At 60.5% G+C, this 14,947-nt stretch carries 15 protein-coding genes and 1 pseudogene; 9 read left to right on the forward strand and 7 right to left on the reverse strand.

Annotation, left to right across the window (positions count from 1 at the left end; all coding sequences use genetic code 11):
* Positions 1–23: 23 nt before the first annotated feature.
* The gene (locus AACY02_RS06010; RefSeq protein WP_339431171.1) at positions 24–1,061 is read right to left on the reverse strand and encodes a patatin-like phospholipase family protein; all 1,038 of its coding nucleotides are present in this window, start codon (positions 1,059–1,061) and stop codon (positions 24–26) included.
* 216 nt (positions 1,062–1,277) lie between these two features.
* On the opposite strand from AACY02_RS06010, the gene AACY02_RS06015 reads away from it, so the two are divergent.
* From AACY02_RS06015 to AACY02_RS06025, 3 genes are all read left to right on the forward strand, one after another.
* Positions 1,278–1,556, forward strand: coding sequence for a hypothetical protein (locus AACY02_RS06015; RefSeq protein ID WP_221729228.1), 279 nt, complete (start codon positions 1,278–1,280; stop codon positions 1,554–1,556).
* A 79-nt stretch (positions 1,557–1,635) separates the two neighbouring features.
* The gene (locus AACY02_RS06020) at positions 1,636–2,400 is read left to right on the forward strand and encodes a CHAD domain-containing protein (protein ID WP_339431172.1); all 765 of its coding nucleotides are present in this window, start codon (positions 1,636–1,638) and stop codon (positions 2,398–2,400) included.
* A 147-nt stretch (positions 2,401–2,547) separates the two neighbouring features.
* Positions 2,548–3,342, forward strand: coding sequence for an acyl-CoA thioesterase (locus AACY02_RS06025; protein WP_339431173.1), 795 nt, complete (start codon positions 2,548–2,550; stop codon positions 3,340–3,342).
* A 19-nt stretch (positions 3,343–3,361) separates the two neighbouring features.
* On the opposite strand, the pseudogene AACY02_RS06030 reads toward AACY02_RS06025, so the two are convergent.
* The 3 genes and pseudogenes from AACY02_RS06030 to AACY02_RS06040 all read right to left on the reverse strand — a co-directional run.
* Positions 3,362–3,592, reverse strand: a pseudogene (locus tag AACY02_RS06030) (terminase); the annotation flags it as partial.
* Between the two features lie 213 nt (positions 3,593–3,805).
* A complete protein-coding gene (locus AACY02_RS06035) occupies positions 3,806–5,287 on the reverse strand; it encodes a methyl-accepting chemotaxis protein (protein ID WP_339431174.1) in 1,482 nt (493 codons plus the stop codon).
* Positions 5,288–5,485: 198 nt separating this feature from the next.
* Positions 5,486–6,292, reverse strand: coding sequence for a TatD family hydrolase (locus AACY02_RS06040; RefSeq protein ID WP_339431175.1), 807 nt, complete (start codon positions 6,290–6,292; stop codon positions 5,486–5,488).
* 236 nt (positions 6,293–6,528) lie between these two features.
* On the opposite strand from AACY02_RS06040, the gene AACY02_RS06045 reads away from it, so the two are divergent.
* The 3 genes from AACY02_RS06045 to AACY02_RS06055 all read left to right on the forward strand — a co-directional run bounded on the left by AACY02_RS06045 (position 6,529) and on the right by AACY02_RS06055 (position 9,050).
* Positions 6,529–7,950: a transglycosylase SLT domain-containing protein gene (locus AACY02_RS06045; protein ID WP_339431176.1), complete on the forward strand. Its 1,422-nt coding sequence runs from the start codon at positions 6,529–6,531 to the stop codon at positions 7,948–7,950.
* 108 nt (positions 7,951–8,058) lie between these two features.
* Positions 8,059–8,493 carry a DoxX family protein gene (locus tag AACY02_RS06050; protein ID WP_221729222.1) on the forward strand — a complete coding sequence of 145 codons (435 nt, stop codon included), beginning with the start codon at positions 8,059–8,061 and terminating at the stop codon, positions 8,491–8,493.
* Between the two features lie 248 nt (positions 8,494–8,741).
* On the forward strand, positions 8,742–9,050 hold the full coding sequence (locus tag AACY02_RS06055) for a class I SAM-dependent methyltransferase (RefSeq protein WP_339431177.1): 309 nt from the start codon (positions 8,742–8,744) through the stop codon (positions 9,048–9,050).
* 5 nt (positions 9,051–9,055) lie between these two features.
* Here the strand turns inward: AACY02_RS06055 and greB are convergent, their stop codons facing one another.
* The 3 genes from greB to AACY02_RS06070 are packed head-to-tail and all read right to left on the reverse strand — an operon-like array spanning position 9,056 to position 12,775.
* Positions 9,056–9,553 (reverse strand): transcription elongation factor GreB, encoded by a 498-nt coding sequence (gene greB / locus AACY02_RS06060; protein WP_339431178.1) that lies wholly within the window; start codon positions 9,551–9,553, stop codon positions 9,056–9,058.
* 34 nt (positions 9,554–9,587) lie between these two features.
* Positions 9,588–12,092 (reverse strand): ABC transporter permease, encoded by a 2,505-nt coding sequence (locus tag AACY02_RS06065; RefSeq protein ID WP_339431179.1) that lies wholly within the window; start codon positions 12,090–12,092, stop codon positions 9,588–9,590.
* Positions 12,092–12,775: an ABC transporter ATP-binding protein gene (locus tag AACY02_RS06070; RefSeq protein WP_339431180.1), complete on the reverse strand. Its 684-nt coding sequence runs from the start codon at positions 12,773–12,775 to the stop codon at positions 12,092–12,094. The genes AACY02_RS06065 and AACY02_RS06070 overlap by 1 nt, the downstream gene beginning before the upstream one ends.
* A 10-nt stretch (positions 12,776–12,785) precedes the next feature.
* On the opposite strand from AACY02_RS06070, the gene AACY02_RS06075 reads away from it, so the two are divergent.
* The 3 genes from AACY02_RS06075 (at position 12,786) to AACY02_RS06085 (ending at position 14,849) form a co-directional block, all read left to right on the forward strand.
* Positions 12,786–13,391 carry an arylesterase gene (locus AACY02_RS06075; RefSeq protein ID WP_339431181.1) on the forward strand — a complete coding sequence of 202 codons (606 nt, stop codon included), beginning with the start codon at positions 12,786–12,788 and terminating at the stop codon, positions 13,389–13,391.
* Between the two features lie 57 nt (positions 13,392–13,448).
* A complete protein-coding gene (locus AACY02_RS06080) occupies positions 13,449–13,742 on the forward strand; it encodes a hypothetical protein (RefSeq protein WP_007955656.1) in 294 nt (97 codons plus the stop codon).
* A gap of 135 nt (positions 13,743–13,877) precedes the next feature.
* The gene (locus AACY02_RS06085; protein WP_339431182.1) at positions 13,878–14,849 is read left to right on the forward strand and encodes a L,D-transpeptidase family protein; all 972 of its coding nucleotides are present in this window, start codon (positions 13,878–13,880) and stop codon (positions 14,847–14,849) included.
* Positions 14,850–14,947: the final 98 nt, after the last annotated feature.

Here is a 14,947-nt window from a genome sequence, read left to right on the forward strand (position 1 = left end):
GCATTGCAGCTGCGTCGGTGCGCTCATCCCTGCTCGCTGTCATACCGATCCAGCGTATCCCGAGCAATTTCCCTGCCCAGTGCGATCAGCTCCGGCGCCTTGTAGAACTCGAAAAACCGGCAAACCCGCTTCGGTACGTTGATCAGGATATCCGGCGGGTACCCGGCGATCTTGTACTGCGCCAGCGAGGTCTGCATCACCTCGAAGCTCTGGTTGATCAAGTCCAGCAATGATGCCGGTCCGACGTTATCGATGATGAACGAGCCAGTTGCGGATTTCGGTGCGCCTTCGCGTTCGGGCGCGGCAGCGGGTTGTTGGGCTTCGGGTTCGGCACCTTCGAGCCACGGATTGATGTCCGCCGCTTCGGCCCTCAGGGCTTCCTGTTCCAGGCGCAGTAATTGTTCGGCCTGGGTGCGACGGAACGGCATCTTCGAACCCAGCGAACTGATCAAACTGTCGAAGCGCGAGCGAAACGCCGGCGGACGCTGGATCACCGGCAGTTTGTAATGCCCCTGGTTGGTCGAGTTGAGATTGACCGCGATGATCAGATCACAGTGGCTGGACACCACCGGCACGATCGGCAGCGGATTGAGAATCCCGCCATCGACCAGCATGCGGTTGCCCTGCATCACTGGAGTGAACAGGCTGGGAATCGCCGCTGAGGCGCGCATGGCCTGGTGCAGGCAGCCTTCCTGGAACCAGATTTCCTGTTGATTGGTGAGGTCGGCGGCGACGGCGGTGTAGGGGATGCGCAGGTCTTCGATGTTGATTTCGCCGACGATCTTGCGGATCTGGCCGAAGACTTTCTCGCCACGAATCGCTCCCAGGCGAAAACTCACATCCACGAGCCGCAGCACGTCGAGGTAATCCAGCCTTTCGATCCAGTTGCGATATTCGTCGAGTTTGCCGGCGGCGTAGATACCGCCGACCACGGCCCCCATCGAACATCCAGCAATGCAGGCGATTTCGTAGCCGCGCTTTTCGATTTCTTCAATGACGCCGATATGGGCATAGCCCCGGGCACCACCGGAGCCCAGCACGAGTGCGACACGCTTTTTCATCAAACTTCCTCCCGACAAGGGGCCACAATGCACTTATCGAGCGGGCGGCTCAATCGCCAGGGTCGTTCAGGGCGCCGGGAGCGTCGTTTTTTGCGGCGGCGTGTTCCTCTGGCGCTATTCTCTTTACCCGCGCGGTTTCATATGCAGGTCAGGCACTTTTTCGCGGCCTGACCGTCTTAACTGCACGACTGTTGACCTAACCTTGAGGTGTGAGTGATGAAAGCCTGGATCTGTGTGCCGTTGATTGCATTGGCATTGGCCGGTTGCGCCGGTAAAACCGCTTACCGCGACAGTTGCGGCAGCCAACTCGACACCGCTTGGCATGAGCTGGACCTGGCCAAGGCTGAAGGCTTTGCCGGTACCGTCAGTTATTCCAAAGCCTTGTCGCTCCTGACAGCCGCCAAGACCCAGCAACAATTCGAGGGTTTCGAGGGTTGCAGCAAGAAAGCCGAGAAGGCGCGTTTCTATATTCGCGAATCCCGTGCCGGACGCTAAGCTGCTGACATAGCGCAGGGAGGCGGTTTTGCCATGTCGGCAGACGCTTCCCCCGAGCCATTTGAATCAGGAGCAAGTGATGTCAGCGTTGGTTGACCGGTTGGTGGCCCATGTTCTGAGCCTGGAAGTGCGACTGCTGGCCTGTCAGGCGCGGTTGACTGCCCGGACCGACCCCGAGGCGTTGCACGATTTGCGCACGACGGTGCGCCGCTTGCGCAGTCTGTTGCGGCCCTTGCGTGGCTTGCCGGGTGTGGAGCAACTTGAGGGCGCCGCTTCGGCCGTCGGTCAATTGACCACGCCGTGGCGTGACCGTGAGGTGCTGGCGGCGTACTTGCTCCAGCACGATCAACCCGAAGCCGCGCAACGGCGCATGGCAAAGATGGCCGAGGCCTATCCGACGCTGGCGGCGAGCAGCGAGGTGGCTTCGCTGTTGATGATTCTCGACGCGTTCCCGCGTTTTCTGCGTGCGTCCCAGCGGCAGGGGTTGCTCAAGGGGCTGGAAAAACGCATCGAAAAACGCCTCGGCAAGCAATGGAAAAAACTCGATGAGGCGCTGCACGATCCGGCCCACGACCGTCATCGCCTGCGCTTGCTGATCAAGCGTGTGCGTTATGGCATCGAGGCCTACCCTGAACTGGACCGTTTGCCGCAAGCGGCGCTGGCGCGCTTGAAGTCGGCGCAAGGCGCCTTGGGCGATTGGCACGATTGCTGGCAGTGGCTGGCAAAAGCCGAACAGGAAGCGGATCTGCAGCCCTGCGTCGCGACGTGGCGGGCGACCATGATCAAAGCCGAGAGCAAGGCCGATCGCGTACTCGAAAAACTCAGTTCAACCTGCTTCAAATAATCCTCAAACCTGCCTGCATCCACTGTCACTGTGTGGGCGGGCTTCATCCTGTCCGAGATGTCAGTCTATTTGACCGGAATAGACGCTGCGGCGCTCTGCCTGGCTGGTTAAGATCCCTGCATTCACTTTTCGTTTTCTGAGGTTGCCATGCGCTTTTGCGATTTGCTCGAAGCGGTCCGCCGCGAACCGGAACTGACCATCCCTGCCGAATGGGCACAGGGCCGCGCCAGTTTCGGTGGCCTGGTGGCTGCGCTGCAATACGAAGCCATGCGCGCGAAGGTGCCTGCCGATCGCCCGGTGCGTTCGCTGGCGATCACGTTTGTCGGTCCGGTCGAGCCCGAAGTCCCGGTGACTTTTCAAGTCGATGTGCTGCGTGAAGGCAAAGCCGTCAGCCAGGTGTTGGGCCGGGCCATGCAGAACGGTCAGGTGGTGACGCTGGTGCAAGGCAGCTTCGGCGCCTCGCGAGCGTCGGAAGTGGCCGTGCCAGCCCTTCCTGCCCCCGAGATGAAGCCTTTGGACGACTGCCAGGAACTGCCGTACATCAAAGGTGTGACCCCTGAGTTCATGCGCCACCTGGCGATGCGCTGGAGTGTCGGTGGCCTGCCATTCACGGGCAATACATCGCGAGACATGGGCGGTTGGGTGCGTTTGCGTGGCGATGTGAAGGACGAACCTGTCACTGAATCGCACATTCTGGCGCTGGTGGACGCATGGCCGCCGTCATTGTTACCGCACCTGAAGAAAGTGGCGGCGGGCAGTACGCTGACCTGGACCGTCGAATTCGTGCAGCCGTTGCGCGATGTAAGCACGCTGGACTGGTGCAAATATCGGGTGGAAACCGAGTACGCCGCCGACGGTTACGGGCATGCCGCCGCCAAGCTCTGGAGTGCTGGAGGGGAACTGATCGCGATGAGCCGCCAGACCGTCACGATTTTTGCCTGAAGCCCGCAACGCGGGCTTACGCCTCCAGGTTGTGGTTACGGCGCTGCAAACCCAGTGCCGCAACGACGCCAACCACGCCAATGGCCACGTTGGCCAGGCTCAAGCTGAACACCCCGGACACGATCAAAAGAAACGCAACGATAAACAAAGGTACGGCAATCAGTTGCAGCGCCTGGTGGGTCGATTGCTGCTGATTGGTCGGGTACACGCGCCATTGCCACGCGGGAAGGTTGGGATGACGTTTGCCCATGTTGACTACTCCTCGATCCATGTTGAACACATGGGTTGAAGCATAGGCCGGAGTGGGAAGGTCGGCGAATCAAGCTTGGCTATGGACGCGATAGGGACGACGCCGGGATGCGATGTTGGCCGATCTGACGCCTTCGCGAGCAAACCCGCTCCCGCAGGGAGCTGTGTCGTTCACAAGTCCAATGTGGAAGCGAGCTTGCTCGCGAAGAGGCCCTCAGAGTTTCAACTGCCCAATCGCCTTGCTCAGCTCTCCAGCCAGTTTCGCCAACTCATTACTGGTCGTCGCTGAATCCACGGTCTGCTGCACGGTGTTTTCGGTCACATCACGGATACTCACCACCGCGCGATTCATGTCCTCGGCCACTTGGCTCTGTTGCTCCGCCGCCACGGCGATCTGCGTATTGCTTTCACGCATCTGCGCCACTGCGCCGGTGATATGCGCCAGTGCTTCGCCAGCCTCCTGCGCTTGCTGCACACAGTCGTCGGCCTTGTACGAACTCTCCTGCATGAAATCCACCGCATCGCGCGTGCCGGCCTGCAAAGCGCAAACCATGGTGGTGATCTCGTCGGTCGAGGTCTGCACCCGTTTGGCGAGGTTGCGAACTTCATCGGCCACCACGGCAAAACCACGGCCCATTTCGCCGGCCCGTGCAGCCTCAATGGCGGCGTTGAGCGCCAGCAAATTGGTTTGCTCGGCGATGCTGTGAATCACGCTGACCACGCCGTTGATCTTTTGACTGTCCTCGGCCAGGCGCTGGATCATCTCGGCGGTCTGTTGTACACCGCTGGACAGGCCGGCAATCGAATGCTGCACCCGTGCAACCACTTGCTGACCGCTACCAGCCAGGCCGTCGGCGGTCTGCGACAGATCGCGAGTGGCACCCGCGTGCTGGGCGATGTGATAAACCGTGGCAGTCATCTCGTTGATCGCGGTGGCCGCCTGATCGGTTTCGCTTTGCTGGCCGAGCATGCCGTGGCGCACTTCGTTCATGCTCGACGCCAGACGCGCAGCGCCGACATCCAGTTGCTGCGCAGTGTTGGCAACGGTGGTGACGACGCGCTGATAACCGGCCTGCATCGCGTTGAACGCGTTGGCCATCTGCCCGACCTCATCCTTTCCGGCCAGCGGTACACGGGCTGAAAGATCGCCGCTTTTTTCAACGTGCAACATCACGTCTTTCAACGTGTTGAGCTGGCTGAGCAGGAAGCGGATCAACAACTGCGAAGCGCCGAGCATCGCCAGCATCAGGATGAACACCGCCACGGCATAGTTGGCGAAGCGCTCGCCGAACACTTGCGTCAGGCTTGGGCCGTAGGCGATGACTGCTACTTGCTGGCCGTCGGCACGGCTGAACACTTCGGCGCCCATCAGCGGGTTGTCGCCGAACAGTGGCAGGTGGTTGATCTCGTTCCAGCCGTTGTTGTCGGTGATCTCCAGCAGCGGTTGATCGTGGAGGCGTGGCGCCTCCCCGCGTTTGAAGGTCAGCACTTGATCGGCCTGGGGCAGCACCTGCCCGGCCGGCCAGGCCTTGAGCAAGTGCGCCTGGGCTTGCGCCGACGCTTGTAACGCGAGACTGCGGGCCTGTTGTTCGAGCTGTACGGCGTACAACACCAGCAACAGGGTGGTGACGAAGGCGACCGCGTTGACCGCCCAGAATTTGTATTTCAGCGAGATATTGCTAAGCCAGGCACCCATGGAGGTTTTCTCTGATAGCGGAAACAGCATTGGCAAGGTGCCAGCATTGTGCCGCTATGCAGCTCTGGAAATCTTGATGTGTGTCAACAGCCGATGCTGTCCGGCTGTGCTCGCAAAAGCGTTGTGTCAGTCGCTATTTATTTATCTGACTCAGCGCTCTCGCGAGCAAGCCCGCTCCCACAATGGTTGTTGTGTGTGTCAGGGGAGGGAGGGGAGGTTGAAGAATGCCCGGGCACAAGCGGTCGAGTGCGCGGCGAGGTCTTCCTCGGTTTCACCCCGGTGCAACGCCACTTCGCGCAGCACTTCGGTCAGGTACGCCGGTTCATTGCGGCCATTCTTCGGTTTCGGGCGCAGGGTGCGCGGTAACAAGTAAGGCGCATCGCTTTCCAGCATCAGCCGGCCGCGCTTGATCTCTTTGACTAATGGATGCAAGTGCGTGCCCCGGCGCTCGTCGCAAATCCAGCCCGTGATGCCAATATGCAGATCCAGATCGAGGTAGCTGTACAACGCCTTCTGCTCGCCGGTAAAGCAATGCACCACGGCCGCAGGAAGTTGATCGCGGAAGTCCTTGAGTATCTCCAGCAGGCGCACACTGGCGTCGCGCTCATGCAGGAACACCGGCAATTGCAGCTCAACGGCCATTGCCAGATGTTCTTCGAGGACTTTTTCCTGTTGGGTGCGCGGTGAGAAATCGCGGTTGAAATCCAGTCCGCATTCGCCCACGGCGACCACGTTGGCTTCTTTGAGCAGGCTGCGCAGGCGCCGGGCGCTGTCGGCATTCCAGTCACTGGCTGAGTGCGGGTGAATCCCGGCCGTTGCAAACAGCCGTTGCCCACTGTCATCCAGTTGCTGGCACAGTTCCAGTGCCTGTTCGCTCCCCTCGACACTGGTGCCGGTCAGCACCAGTTGGCTGACCCCGGCGGTGTAGGCGCGGTCGAGTACGGCCTGGTGTTTGTCGGCGAAACTTGGGTTGGTCAGGTTGACGCCGATATCGATGAGTTGCATGGTTGCTACCTCGGGCCGAAGGCCGGAAAGCATACCAGAGCTGTAGATTCATCATAAAAGCCAAGAACTACAACGGCTTATGACTGTCTGTTGAGGCCGCTAGACGGCTTGTGTTGGTATGGTGGCCACTACTGTGCCACTCTCTCGCACTTTGCCAGCGCTCCTGGCGCTCTGTTTTCGTCGGCGATTTTGACCTCTCAGCGGTGAAATCGCCCCGTATTCTTTTCGGAGAGTGGATGATTCGTCCCTCGGTTTTGCTGCTGTTGTGTGGATCGTTACTGCTGCCGATGGCGGCGGTAGCGCGCCTGCCCGGGCCGCTGCAAGCCGTGCCGGCCGCCAAGGTGCGTGACTTGTCCGAGATCCGCGGCAGTCGCGTGCTGCGGGTGCTGGTCAACCAGAGTCGGAACAGCTCCGGCGAAGTCCAGGGGCAGGCCATCGGCGTCGAATACCATCGCCTGCGCGCCTTCGAGCAATACCTCAACGGCCATGCGCGTGACGGCCAGGAAATCACCCTCAAGATCATTCCCAAAGCCAAGGATCAACTGCTCGGTGCCTTGCAGCGCGGTGAGGGTGATCTGGTGGCGCCCGGTGAATTGCTTGATTTGCAAGCCGGCCGTGCGGTCGCCAGCAGTGAGCCGATAGCCAGCGACGTGCCGCTGGTGCTGGTCGGCATCAAGGGCGAGCGGCGCTACACCAGGCTTGAGCAACTCGCCGGCAAAACCCTCGCCTTGCCCACCGGCAGTGCGGCCGGGGAAGCGGTCAGCCAACTCAATCAGAAGCTGGCGCTGCATAAGCTGGCGCCGATCAAGATTGAATGGGTCGATCCGACACTGGCGGTCGAGGATGTACTGGAAATGGTCCAGGGCGGCATCTTTCACCTGACCATCGTCGAACAACCGATTGCCGAGCGCTGGGGCAAGATCCTGCCCAAGCTGCGTGTTGAGCGGCAACTGAGGATCGGCGATCCCGGCGAGGAATACTGGTTCGTGCGCCGGGATGCATCGATGCTGCGGGCGAGCATTGATCGCTTCCTCAGCGGTTACAAGAAGCCGTCGAACGAAGATGTAGCGTTTCTGCGCATCTATCGCCGTCTGTATAAAGTCCACTATCCATTGGCCAAGGCCGACCGTCAGCGTCTGGAGAAACTGCGCCCCGTGCTGCAAAAGCATGCCACGGCGCAGAACATGGACTGGCTGAACCTGGCAGCGTTGGCATTCAAAGAGTCGCGCTTGCAGCCCAGTGCCCGCAGCGGCAGTGGCCCGACCGGGCTGATGCAGATCACCCCGTCCGCAGCGCGGCGGGTCGGTGTGAACAATATTCAGAATCTCGATGCGAATGTGCAGGCTGGGGCCAAATACCTGGCGATGATCCGCCGCAAGTTCTTCGCCAGCCCCAAGCTCAATGAGCGCGAGCGCATGGCGTTCACGCTGGCGGCTTACAACATCGGGCCGGAGCGGGTCCAGGGTATGCGTGCCGAGGCCCGGCGGCGGGGGCTAAATCCTGATCAGTGGTTCTTCCAGGTCGAGCGCATTGCCATGGAGCAGGTGGGAATGGGGCCGGTCAGCTATGTTAATAGCGTGAACAAGTATTACTTGGCCTTCGACCGGGAGCGGGAATCATTGGAGCCCGGTGGGCCGAAAGTTGTCTCACGCAAATAATCTAATAAATCGATTGTTATGGCGAAATATTTGCGCTTTTAACATAGAATTTACTGATTAATATAGCGGCCAATCCACACACACTTCTCGCAAAACAAGGAATGCCCCATGAGCTCTCTGATCAATAAGGTTCTGTTCACCCGCGCAGGCTACGGCTTGACCCTTCTGCGCATCGCTGTCGGCGTGATCTTCGCTGCCCACGGCTCGCAGAAACTCTTCGGTCTGTTCGGCGGTTACGGTCTGGCTGGCACTGCGCAGTACATGGAAAGCCTGGGTCTGACGCCTGGGTATGTGATGGCCACGCTGGCCGGCGGTACCGAGTTCTTCGCCGGTCTGGCCTTGATCATCGGCCTGCTGGTTCGTCCGGCGGCGCTGGGCCTGACGTTCCTGTCGCTGGTTGCGATCTTCACCGTGCACATCAGCAACGGTCTGTTCATGGCCAACAACGGTTACGAGTTCGCTCTGGCGTTGCTCGGTGGCAGCCTTGCCGTTCTGATCGAAGGTGCTGGCAAGCTCTCGGTGGATCGCGCCATCGCCGGTTGAGCGCTCTGACTCACGCCTAAGGCTCGCATTGTGCGAGCCTTTTTTGTTGCGGCTGATTCTTGACACTGATCGGTCACGTTCTCTAGGATGCTGCTCATGCGCCGATTTAAACAGCTACTTGCGGGGCGCCAGGTGACTACAACAGTTGCCGTCAGAAGCCGGAACAGGGCTTCGAAATACCGCTAAAGCGCTGGTTCGGTGTTGCCTCTCACCTGCCACGCAGACTTTTGAGGCAGAGACACGACACGATGAATGCACTACGCCCTCCAGCACGTCCCGCGCCGATCACGGCACATATCACCCAACGCAATCCAAAAATCCTGCTTGGCGGCAAACATCAGCCGACGCTGTTGCGTTATCTCGATGGCTGGCCACGTCGCAGCGGCGGCCCCGCCGCGTTCCTGATCCAGTTTGTCGAGGACGGCGAGTCGCTGGCACGGTTTGCCACTGACAGTTTTGATCTGGCCGTGATTCAGGCGCCGAGCCAGGAAGACGTGCCGCACATGATCACGCAACTGGTTCGCGTCGCACGGCAAGGCTTGATTACCCGTCGCTAGGGTTTTCAGGGGTAGTCGATGGCCACGATGTACACGAACTGTTCGCCAGTCGGTGTCTGTACCCGCACTTCTGCGTCGAGCGCCTTGCCGATCAGGGCGCGGGCCAGCGGCGAGTCGATGCTGATCAGGCCCAGTTTCAAATCCAGTTCATCCGGGCCGACGATGCGGTAGCGCGATGGCTTGCCGTCTTCGTCTTCGATGGTCACCCAGGCGCCGAAGTAGACCTTGTTCGGGTCGCTGGGCTTTTCGCTGACAACCTTCAACGCTTCCAGCCGTTTGGTGAGGAAGCGCACACGGCTGTCGATCTCGCGCAGCATCTTTTTGCCGTAGGTGTATTCAGCGTTCTCCGAGCGATCACCCTGAGCCGCCGCCTCGCTGACCGACTGCGTGACCTGTGGACGGCGCACATGCCACAGTTCATGGAATTCAGCGCGCATCCGCGCTTCACCTTCGGGGGTAATCAGCGCGGTGCCGGCGGTACGGGGAGGGCGATAACGGCTCATGGCAATTTCTTGTGAGTTAGACGGCTGGAGTCTATCAACCCTCGCGCAACACTGTCAGCGGACTTGCGTTGAGTGCCCGACGTGTACCGAAGACGCCCGCGCCCCCGATCAGCGCCGCGCCAATCAGCGGTAGCACCAGCAGCCACGGGTGCGGATGCCACGGCAGATCGAAGGCGTATCGATACAGCACCAGGCTCACCGCTTCCGAACCAATGGCCGCGAGCAGTCCGCTGACCGCGCCGAGCAAACCGAACTCAATGCGACGTGCCTTGATCAGCAACTGCCGCTCCGCGCCCAGTGCTCTTAGCAATGCACCTTGGCGAATACGATCATCCAGCGTTGCCTGCAACCCGGAAAACAGCACTGCCATTCCCGCCGCCAACACAAACAACAACACGTACTCCACAGCCAGCGTGACCTGGGCGAGAATGCTGCGCAGTTGTTCGAGCAGGGCTTCGACCTGAAGAATGGTCACAGCCGGGAAGGCCCGCGACAGATCGACGATCTGCTGGTCGTGTCCAGGCGCCAGATAGAAGCTGGTCAGGTAGGTCGCCGGCAGATCCTTCAATGTGCCGGGCTGGAAGATCATGAAGAAGTTCGGCTGGAAATTGTCCCAGTTGATCTCGCGCAGGCTGGTGACCTTCGCTTCTCGATTGACCCCGCCAACGCTGAACACCATGTGATCGCCGAGTTTGAGCTTGAGGCTCTCGGCGACCTTGCCTTCCACCGACACCCCGGGAACATCGTCAGTGGGCTGTTCAGTCCACCACGACCCGGCGGTGAGCTTATTGCCGGGCGGCAAGTCGGCGGCCCAGGTCAGGCTCAAGTCGCGTTGAATGGCGCGGTCGCCAGCAGAGTCCTTGCTGACGATCTGCTGCACCGCTTCGCCATTGATGCTGATCAGGCGCCCCGGCACCACCGGATACAGCGGCGCCGCTTGCGCTGACACGTTGATCAGGTGATCGGTAAAGGCCTGTTTGTCGGCTGGCAAAATATTCAGGGCAAAATAGTTGGGGGCATTTTTCGGCAGTTGATTTTGCCAGGTGTCGAGCAGTTCGCCGCGCAGCAGGGCGATCAAGGCCATGGACAGCAGGATCAGCCCGAATGCCAGCGATTGGCCGGCTGCTGCGAGCGGATGACGCAGCAATTGACCCAGGCCCAGACGCCACGGCAAAGAAGCACGGGCGAGCATGCGCCGCAGGCTTTTGAGCAACAACAGAAGCAAGCCACCCAACACCAATGCGGCGACCACGCCACCGCCGAGCAAGGCAAACGTCAGCAACAGATCAAGGCTCAGGCGCCACATGATCAGGCCCAGCGCGCCGAGCGCCGCGCCATAGACCATCCAGGTGCTCGACGGGATCGGGAGCATGTCGCGGCGCAAGACTCGCAACGGCGGCACTCGCCCCAACGCCGCCAGTGGCGGCAGCGCGAACCCGGCCAGTGCCACCAGCCCGGTCGCGATCCCGGCAAGGGCCGGAAACAGGCCACCTGGCGGAACATCACTCGGCAGCAGATCATGCAACAGCGCGAACAAGCCCAGTTGCGCCAGCCAACCGAGTAACGCACCACTGAGGGCGGCGAACAGCCCAAGTGCCGTCAGTTGAATACTGAACAGCAACATGGTTTCCCGTCGCGACAAGCCGAGGCAGCGCAGTAATGCACTGGCATCGAAACGGCGACTGGCAAAACGGTTTGCCGACAACGCCACCGCCACGCCAGCCAGCAGCACCGCGACCAGGCTGGCCATGTTCAGATAGCGCTCGGCCTTGCCCAGCGCGCCGCCAATCTGCCGATTGCCGTCGCGGGCATCTTGAATCCGCTGATTCGCTGCTAGCCCTGGCTTGATCAGTTGTCGATAGGTTTGCAGTGCTTGCGGTTCGCCGCGCCACAGTTCGCGATAGCTCACTCGGCTACCGGGCTGCACCACGCCGGTCGCGGCGAGATCGTCGAGGTTGATCAGCACGCGTGGCGTCAGGCTATAAAAGTTACCGGCTCTGTCCGGTTCGTAAGTCAGTACCCGTGTCAGCTTCAGGGGCTTCATGCCGACGTCGATGCTGTCGCCGATCTTCAGGTCCAGCGCGGTCAGCAGGCGTGACTCGACCCAGGCTTCGCCGGGCTGGGGTTCGCCTCCGGGCTCTTCAGTTGCGAAGGGGACCGGGGCGCTTTTCAGTTCACCGCGCAATGGATAGGCGCGGTCTACCGCTTTGATGCTCGACAACTGAATGCCGTTGTCGGTCGCGATGACACTGGAAAATTCCACGACCTGCGCGTGATCAAGGCGTAATTCGGTGCCGATTCTGATTTGTTCCTGACGGGCCGGTGAGCTGCCTTCCAGTACCAGGTCGGCGCCGAGAAACTCGGTAGCGCGCAGCATCATGGCGCCATTGAGGCGGGCACCGAAATAGCCGATGGCGGTACTTGCCGCTACGGCGACCACCAAGGCGAAGAACAACACCCGCAGTTCTCCGGCGCGGGCATCGCGCATGAGTTGACGGATGGCGAGACTCAACAGACGCAACAGCGGCAGGCGTGCCATCAAGGCTCCAGAGGGGCGACCAACAGCCCGGCTTCAAGTCGGATCAGGCGCCGGCATCGATGGGCCAGGCGTTCGTCGTGGGTCACCAGCACCAGTGTGGTGCCGCGCTCCTTGTTCAATTCGAACAGCAAATCGCTGATGCGCTCGCCGGTGTGGCTGTCGAGGTTGCCGGTGGGTTCGTCAGCGAACAGCACGTCAGGCTCGGCGGCAAAGGCTCGGGCAATCGCCACGCGCTGTTGTTCGCCGCCCGAGAGCTGGCGCGGCGAGTGAGTCAGACGCTGGCCGAGGCCGACCCGTTGCAGCAATTCAGTGGCGCGCTCGCGGGCGTCTTTACGGCCATCAAGCTCAAGCGGCAGCATGACGTTTTCCAGCGCGTTGAGACTGTCGAGCAATTGAAACGATTGAAAGACGAAACCCACATGTTCGGCACGCACCCGAGCGCGCTGGTCTTCGTCGAGATTACCCAGACTCTGGCCGGCGAGGGTGACTTCGCCGCGGCTCGGTAAATCGAGACCGGCAAGCAGGCCGAGGAGGGTGGATTTGCCGGAACCGGACGCGCCGACGATGGCCAGGCTGTCGCCCTTGTTCAGTTCCAGGCTGAGTTCGTGCAGGATAGTCAGTTCACCTTCCGCGCTGGGAACCACTTTGCTGAGGTTCTTCGCGGTGAGAATGCTTGCGCCCATGGAGAATCCGATGCGTGTGTGGTTTTTGAGTGCTGGCCTGGCCTTGATGTGCATGGCCCAGAACGCAGCGGCGGGTACTGTCCTGATCGTTGGGGATAGTATCAGCGCCGGTTTCGGGCTGGATACCCGCTTGGGATGGGTCTCGTTGCTCGAGCAACGGCTCAAACAGGAGGGTTTCGACGACAAAGTAGTGAATGCCTCCATCAGTGGTGACACCAGTGCCGGAGGCCAGGCGCGGCTGCCCGCGCTGCTTGCAGAGCATAAGCCCGACCTGGTGATCCTCGAACTGGGTGGCAACGATGGCTTGCGCGGAATGCCGCCAATTCAATTGCAACAAAATCTTGCTTCGATGATCGACAGCTCCCGCCAGAGCGGTGCCAAGGTGCTGTTGCTCGGCATGCAACTGCCGCCCAATTATGGCAAGCGTTACACCGACGCTTTTGCCCAGGTGTACGGCAAACTCGCCGACGCAAAAAAGATCCCGCTGGTACCGTTTTTCCTCGACGGCGTGGGCGGTCATCCAGACTTGATGCAGGCTGATGGTTTGCACCCGGCAGTCGGGGCTCAGGGCAAGTTGCTGGAAAATGTCTGGCCTACGCTAAAACCGTTGTTATGAGGCTTTTCTAGCGGCAGGCTTTCGGCTAATGTGGCGCCCCCTTATTCGGAGCCCCCAATGCCACGTTCTGCCTGGTCTCTTTTTGCCTACCAACTGATCGAGCCTGACGAACAGCTGGATCTGTTCGCCTGCCAGGAAGTGCGGGTGCATCTGGTGACCCGTCAACTGGAACTCGGTGGTTCTGCGGATCGGACCCTGTGTGGCAGCCTGCTACCGGCGCAGCCGCGCTGGTCGAGCGTAGATCGTCGGGTGTTTCAGGATCAGCGCCTGTGCTCGCTGTGCCGGGCGATTCTGGAGTCGCAGAAGCGCGGCACCTCACCGATCTGGCCTGAGTTGCGCTTCGAACTCTAAAATCTTGAGTCAATAGGTTGACCGCGTCTTGAGAGCCAGCCTCCTCGCCGCAGGTCTTGTGGCTCCCCGAATTCCCGAGGTGCGGTGTACAATCGCGCGCTCATACCCTTGTTGATCATGCGAAGGATGTTCCGGATGTTGCCGCGCTTTCCTGCCGTCGCCCGCTGCCTGTCTCTTGCCGCCCTGTGTGTGGCCGGTCCCGTTGCTGCATTGGAGTTTCCCCTGCCACCGCCTGGTGAAGACATCATTGGTCAGGTGCAGGTGATCAAAGCCAAGTACGAAGACACTTTCGCTGATCTGGGCACCGCCTACGATCTGGGCTATTCGGAAATGCTCGCGGCCAACCCGGGTGTCGATGCCTGGTTGCCCGGCGCCGGCACCGAGATCGTTCTGCCAACCCGTTTCATTCTGCCGCCGGGTCCGCGTGAAGGCATTGTCATCAATCTGGCCGAATACCGTCTCTACTATTACCCGAAAGGCCGGAACGTGGTGTACACGTTCCCGCTGGGGATCGGTCGTGAGGGCTGGGGTTCGCCAATCGCGCACACATCGATCATTGCCAAGACGCCGAACCCGACCTGGACGCCTCCAGCCTCGATCAAGGCTGAACACGCTGCTGATGGTGATCCGCTGCCCAACGTGGTGCCGGCCGGTCCGGACAACCCGCTGGGACCTTTCAAATTCACCCTCGGCACGCCGGGCTATCTGATCCACGGATCGAACAAGAAATTCGGCATCGGCATGCGTACCAGTCACGGCTGTTTCCGCATGTTCAACAATAACGTGCTCGAGATGGCCAGCATGGTGCCGGTCGGTACCTCGGTGCGTATCCTCAATGAGGCCTACAAGTTCGGGAGCAGTGGCGGCAAGGTTTACCTTGAGGCGCACACGCCGATCGACGACAAGGGCGATCCGTCGGTGGTCGACAAGCACACAGCGGTGATCAACGCGATGCTCAAGCGTGATGACATTACTAACAACCTGCGCGTGAACTGGGATGTGGTGCGTGATGTGGTAGCGGCCGAGGATGGTCTGCCAACCGAAATCGGTACGCCAAACACGTCGGCGCCGATTGTTTCGAACACGCCGATCGACCCGCTGCAGTAAGGTCGGATCCGAACCCGTCGAGCCTTGAGGCATCGACGGGTTTTTTATTGCCAGGACAAAAGTACCGGCAATAAAAAAGCCGACCCAAAAAATGGGTC

Origin of the sequence: Pseudomonas sp. EA_65y_Pfl2_P78 (genome assembly GCF_963970495.1) — a bacterium.
GTDB classification, from domain to species: Bacteria; Pseudomonadota; Gammaproteobacteria; order Pseudomonadales; family Pseudomonadaceae; genus Aquipseudomonas; species Aquipseudomonas baetica_A.

What these genes read in the sequence shown, in the direction of transcription:
- AACY02_RS06010 (WP_339431171.1), bottom strand. Translation starts at nt 1,061, where the DNA reads ATGAAAAAGCGTGTCGCACTCGTGCTGGGCTCCGGTGGTGCCCGGGGC.
- AACY02_RS06015 (WP_221729228.1), top strand. Translation starts at nt 1,278, where the DNA reads ATGAAAGCCTGGATCTGTGTGCCGTTGATTGCATTGGCATTGGCCGGT.
- AACY02_RS06020 (WP_339431172.1), top strand. Translation starts at nt 1,636, where the DNA reads ATGTCAGCGTTGGTTGACCGGTTGGTGGCCCATGTTCTGAGCCTGGAA.
- AACY02_RS06025 (WP_339431173.1), top strand. Translation starts at nt 2,548, where the DNA reads ATGCGCTTTTGCGATTTGCTCGAAGCGGTCCGCCGCGAACCGGAACTG.
- AACY02_RS06035 (WP_339431174.1), bottom strand. Translation starts at nt 5,287, where the DNA reads ATGGGTGCCTGGCTTAGCAATATCTCGCTGAAATACAAATTCTGGGCG.
- AACY02_RS06040 (WP_339431175.1), bottom strand. Translation starts at nt 6,292, where the DNA reads ATGCAACTCATCGATATCGGCGTCAACCTGACCAACCCAAGTTTCGCC.
- AACY02_RS06045 (WP_339431176.1), top strand. Translation starts at nt 6,529, where the DNA reads ATGATTCGTCCCTCGGTTTTGCTGCTGTTGTGTGGATCGTTACTGCTG.
- AACY02_RS06050 (WP_221729222.1), top strand. Translation starts at nt 8,059, where the DNA reads ATGAGCTCTCTGATCAATAAGGTTCTGTTCACCCGCGCAGGCTACGGC.
- AACY02_RS06055 (WP_339431177.1), top strand. Translation starts at nt 8,742, where the DNA reads ATGAATGCACTACGCCCTCCAGCACGTCCCGCGCCGATCACGGCACAT.
- greB (WP_339431178.1), bottom strand. Translation starts at nt 9,553, where the DNA reads ATGAGCCGTTATCGCCCTCCCCGTACCGCCGGCACCGCGCTGATTACC.
- AACY02_RS06065 (WP_339431179.1), bottom strand. Translation starts at nt 12,092, where the DNA reads ATGGCACGCCTGCCGCTGTTGCGTCTGTTGAGTCTCGCCATCCGTCAA.
- AACY02_RS06070 (WP_339431180.1), bottom strand. Translation starts at nt 12,775, where the DNA reads ATGGGCGCAAGCATTCTCACCGCGAAGAACCTCAGCAAAGTGGTTCCC.
- AACY02_RS06075 (WP_339431181.1), top strand. Translation starts at nt 12,786, where the DNA reads ATGCGTGTGTGGTTTTTGAGTGCTGGCCTGGCCTTGATGTGCATGGCC.
- AACY02_RS06080 (WP_007955656.1), top strand. Translation starts at nt 13,449, where the DNA reads ATGCCACGTTCTGCCTGGTCTCTTTTTGCCTACCAACTGATCGAGCCT.
- AACY02_RS06085 (WP_339431182.1), top strand. Translation starts at nt 13,878, where the DNA reads ATGTTGCCGCGCTTTCCTGCCGTCGCCCGCTGCCTGTCTCTTGCCGCC.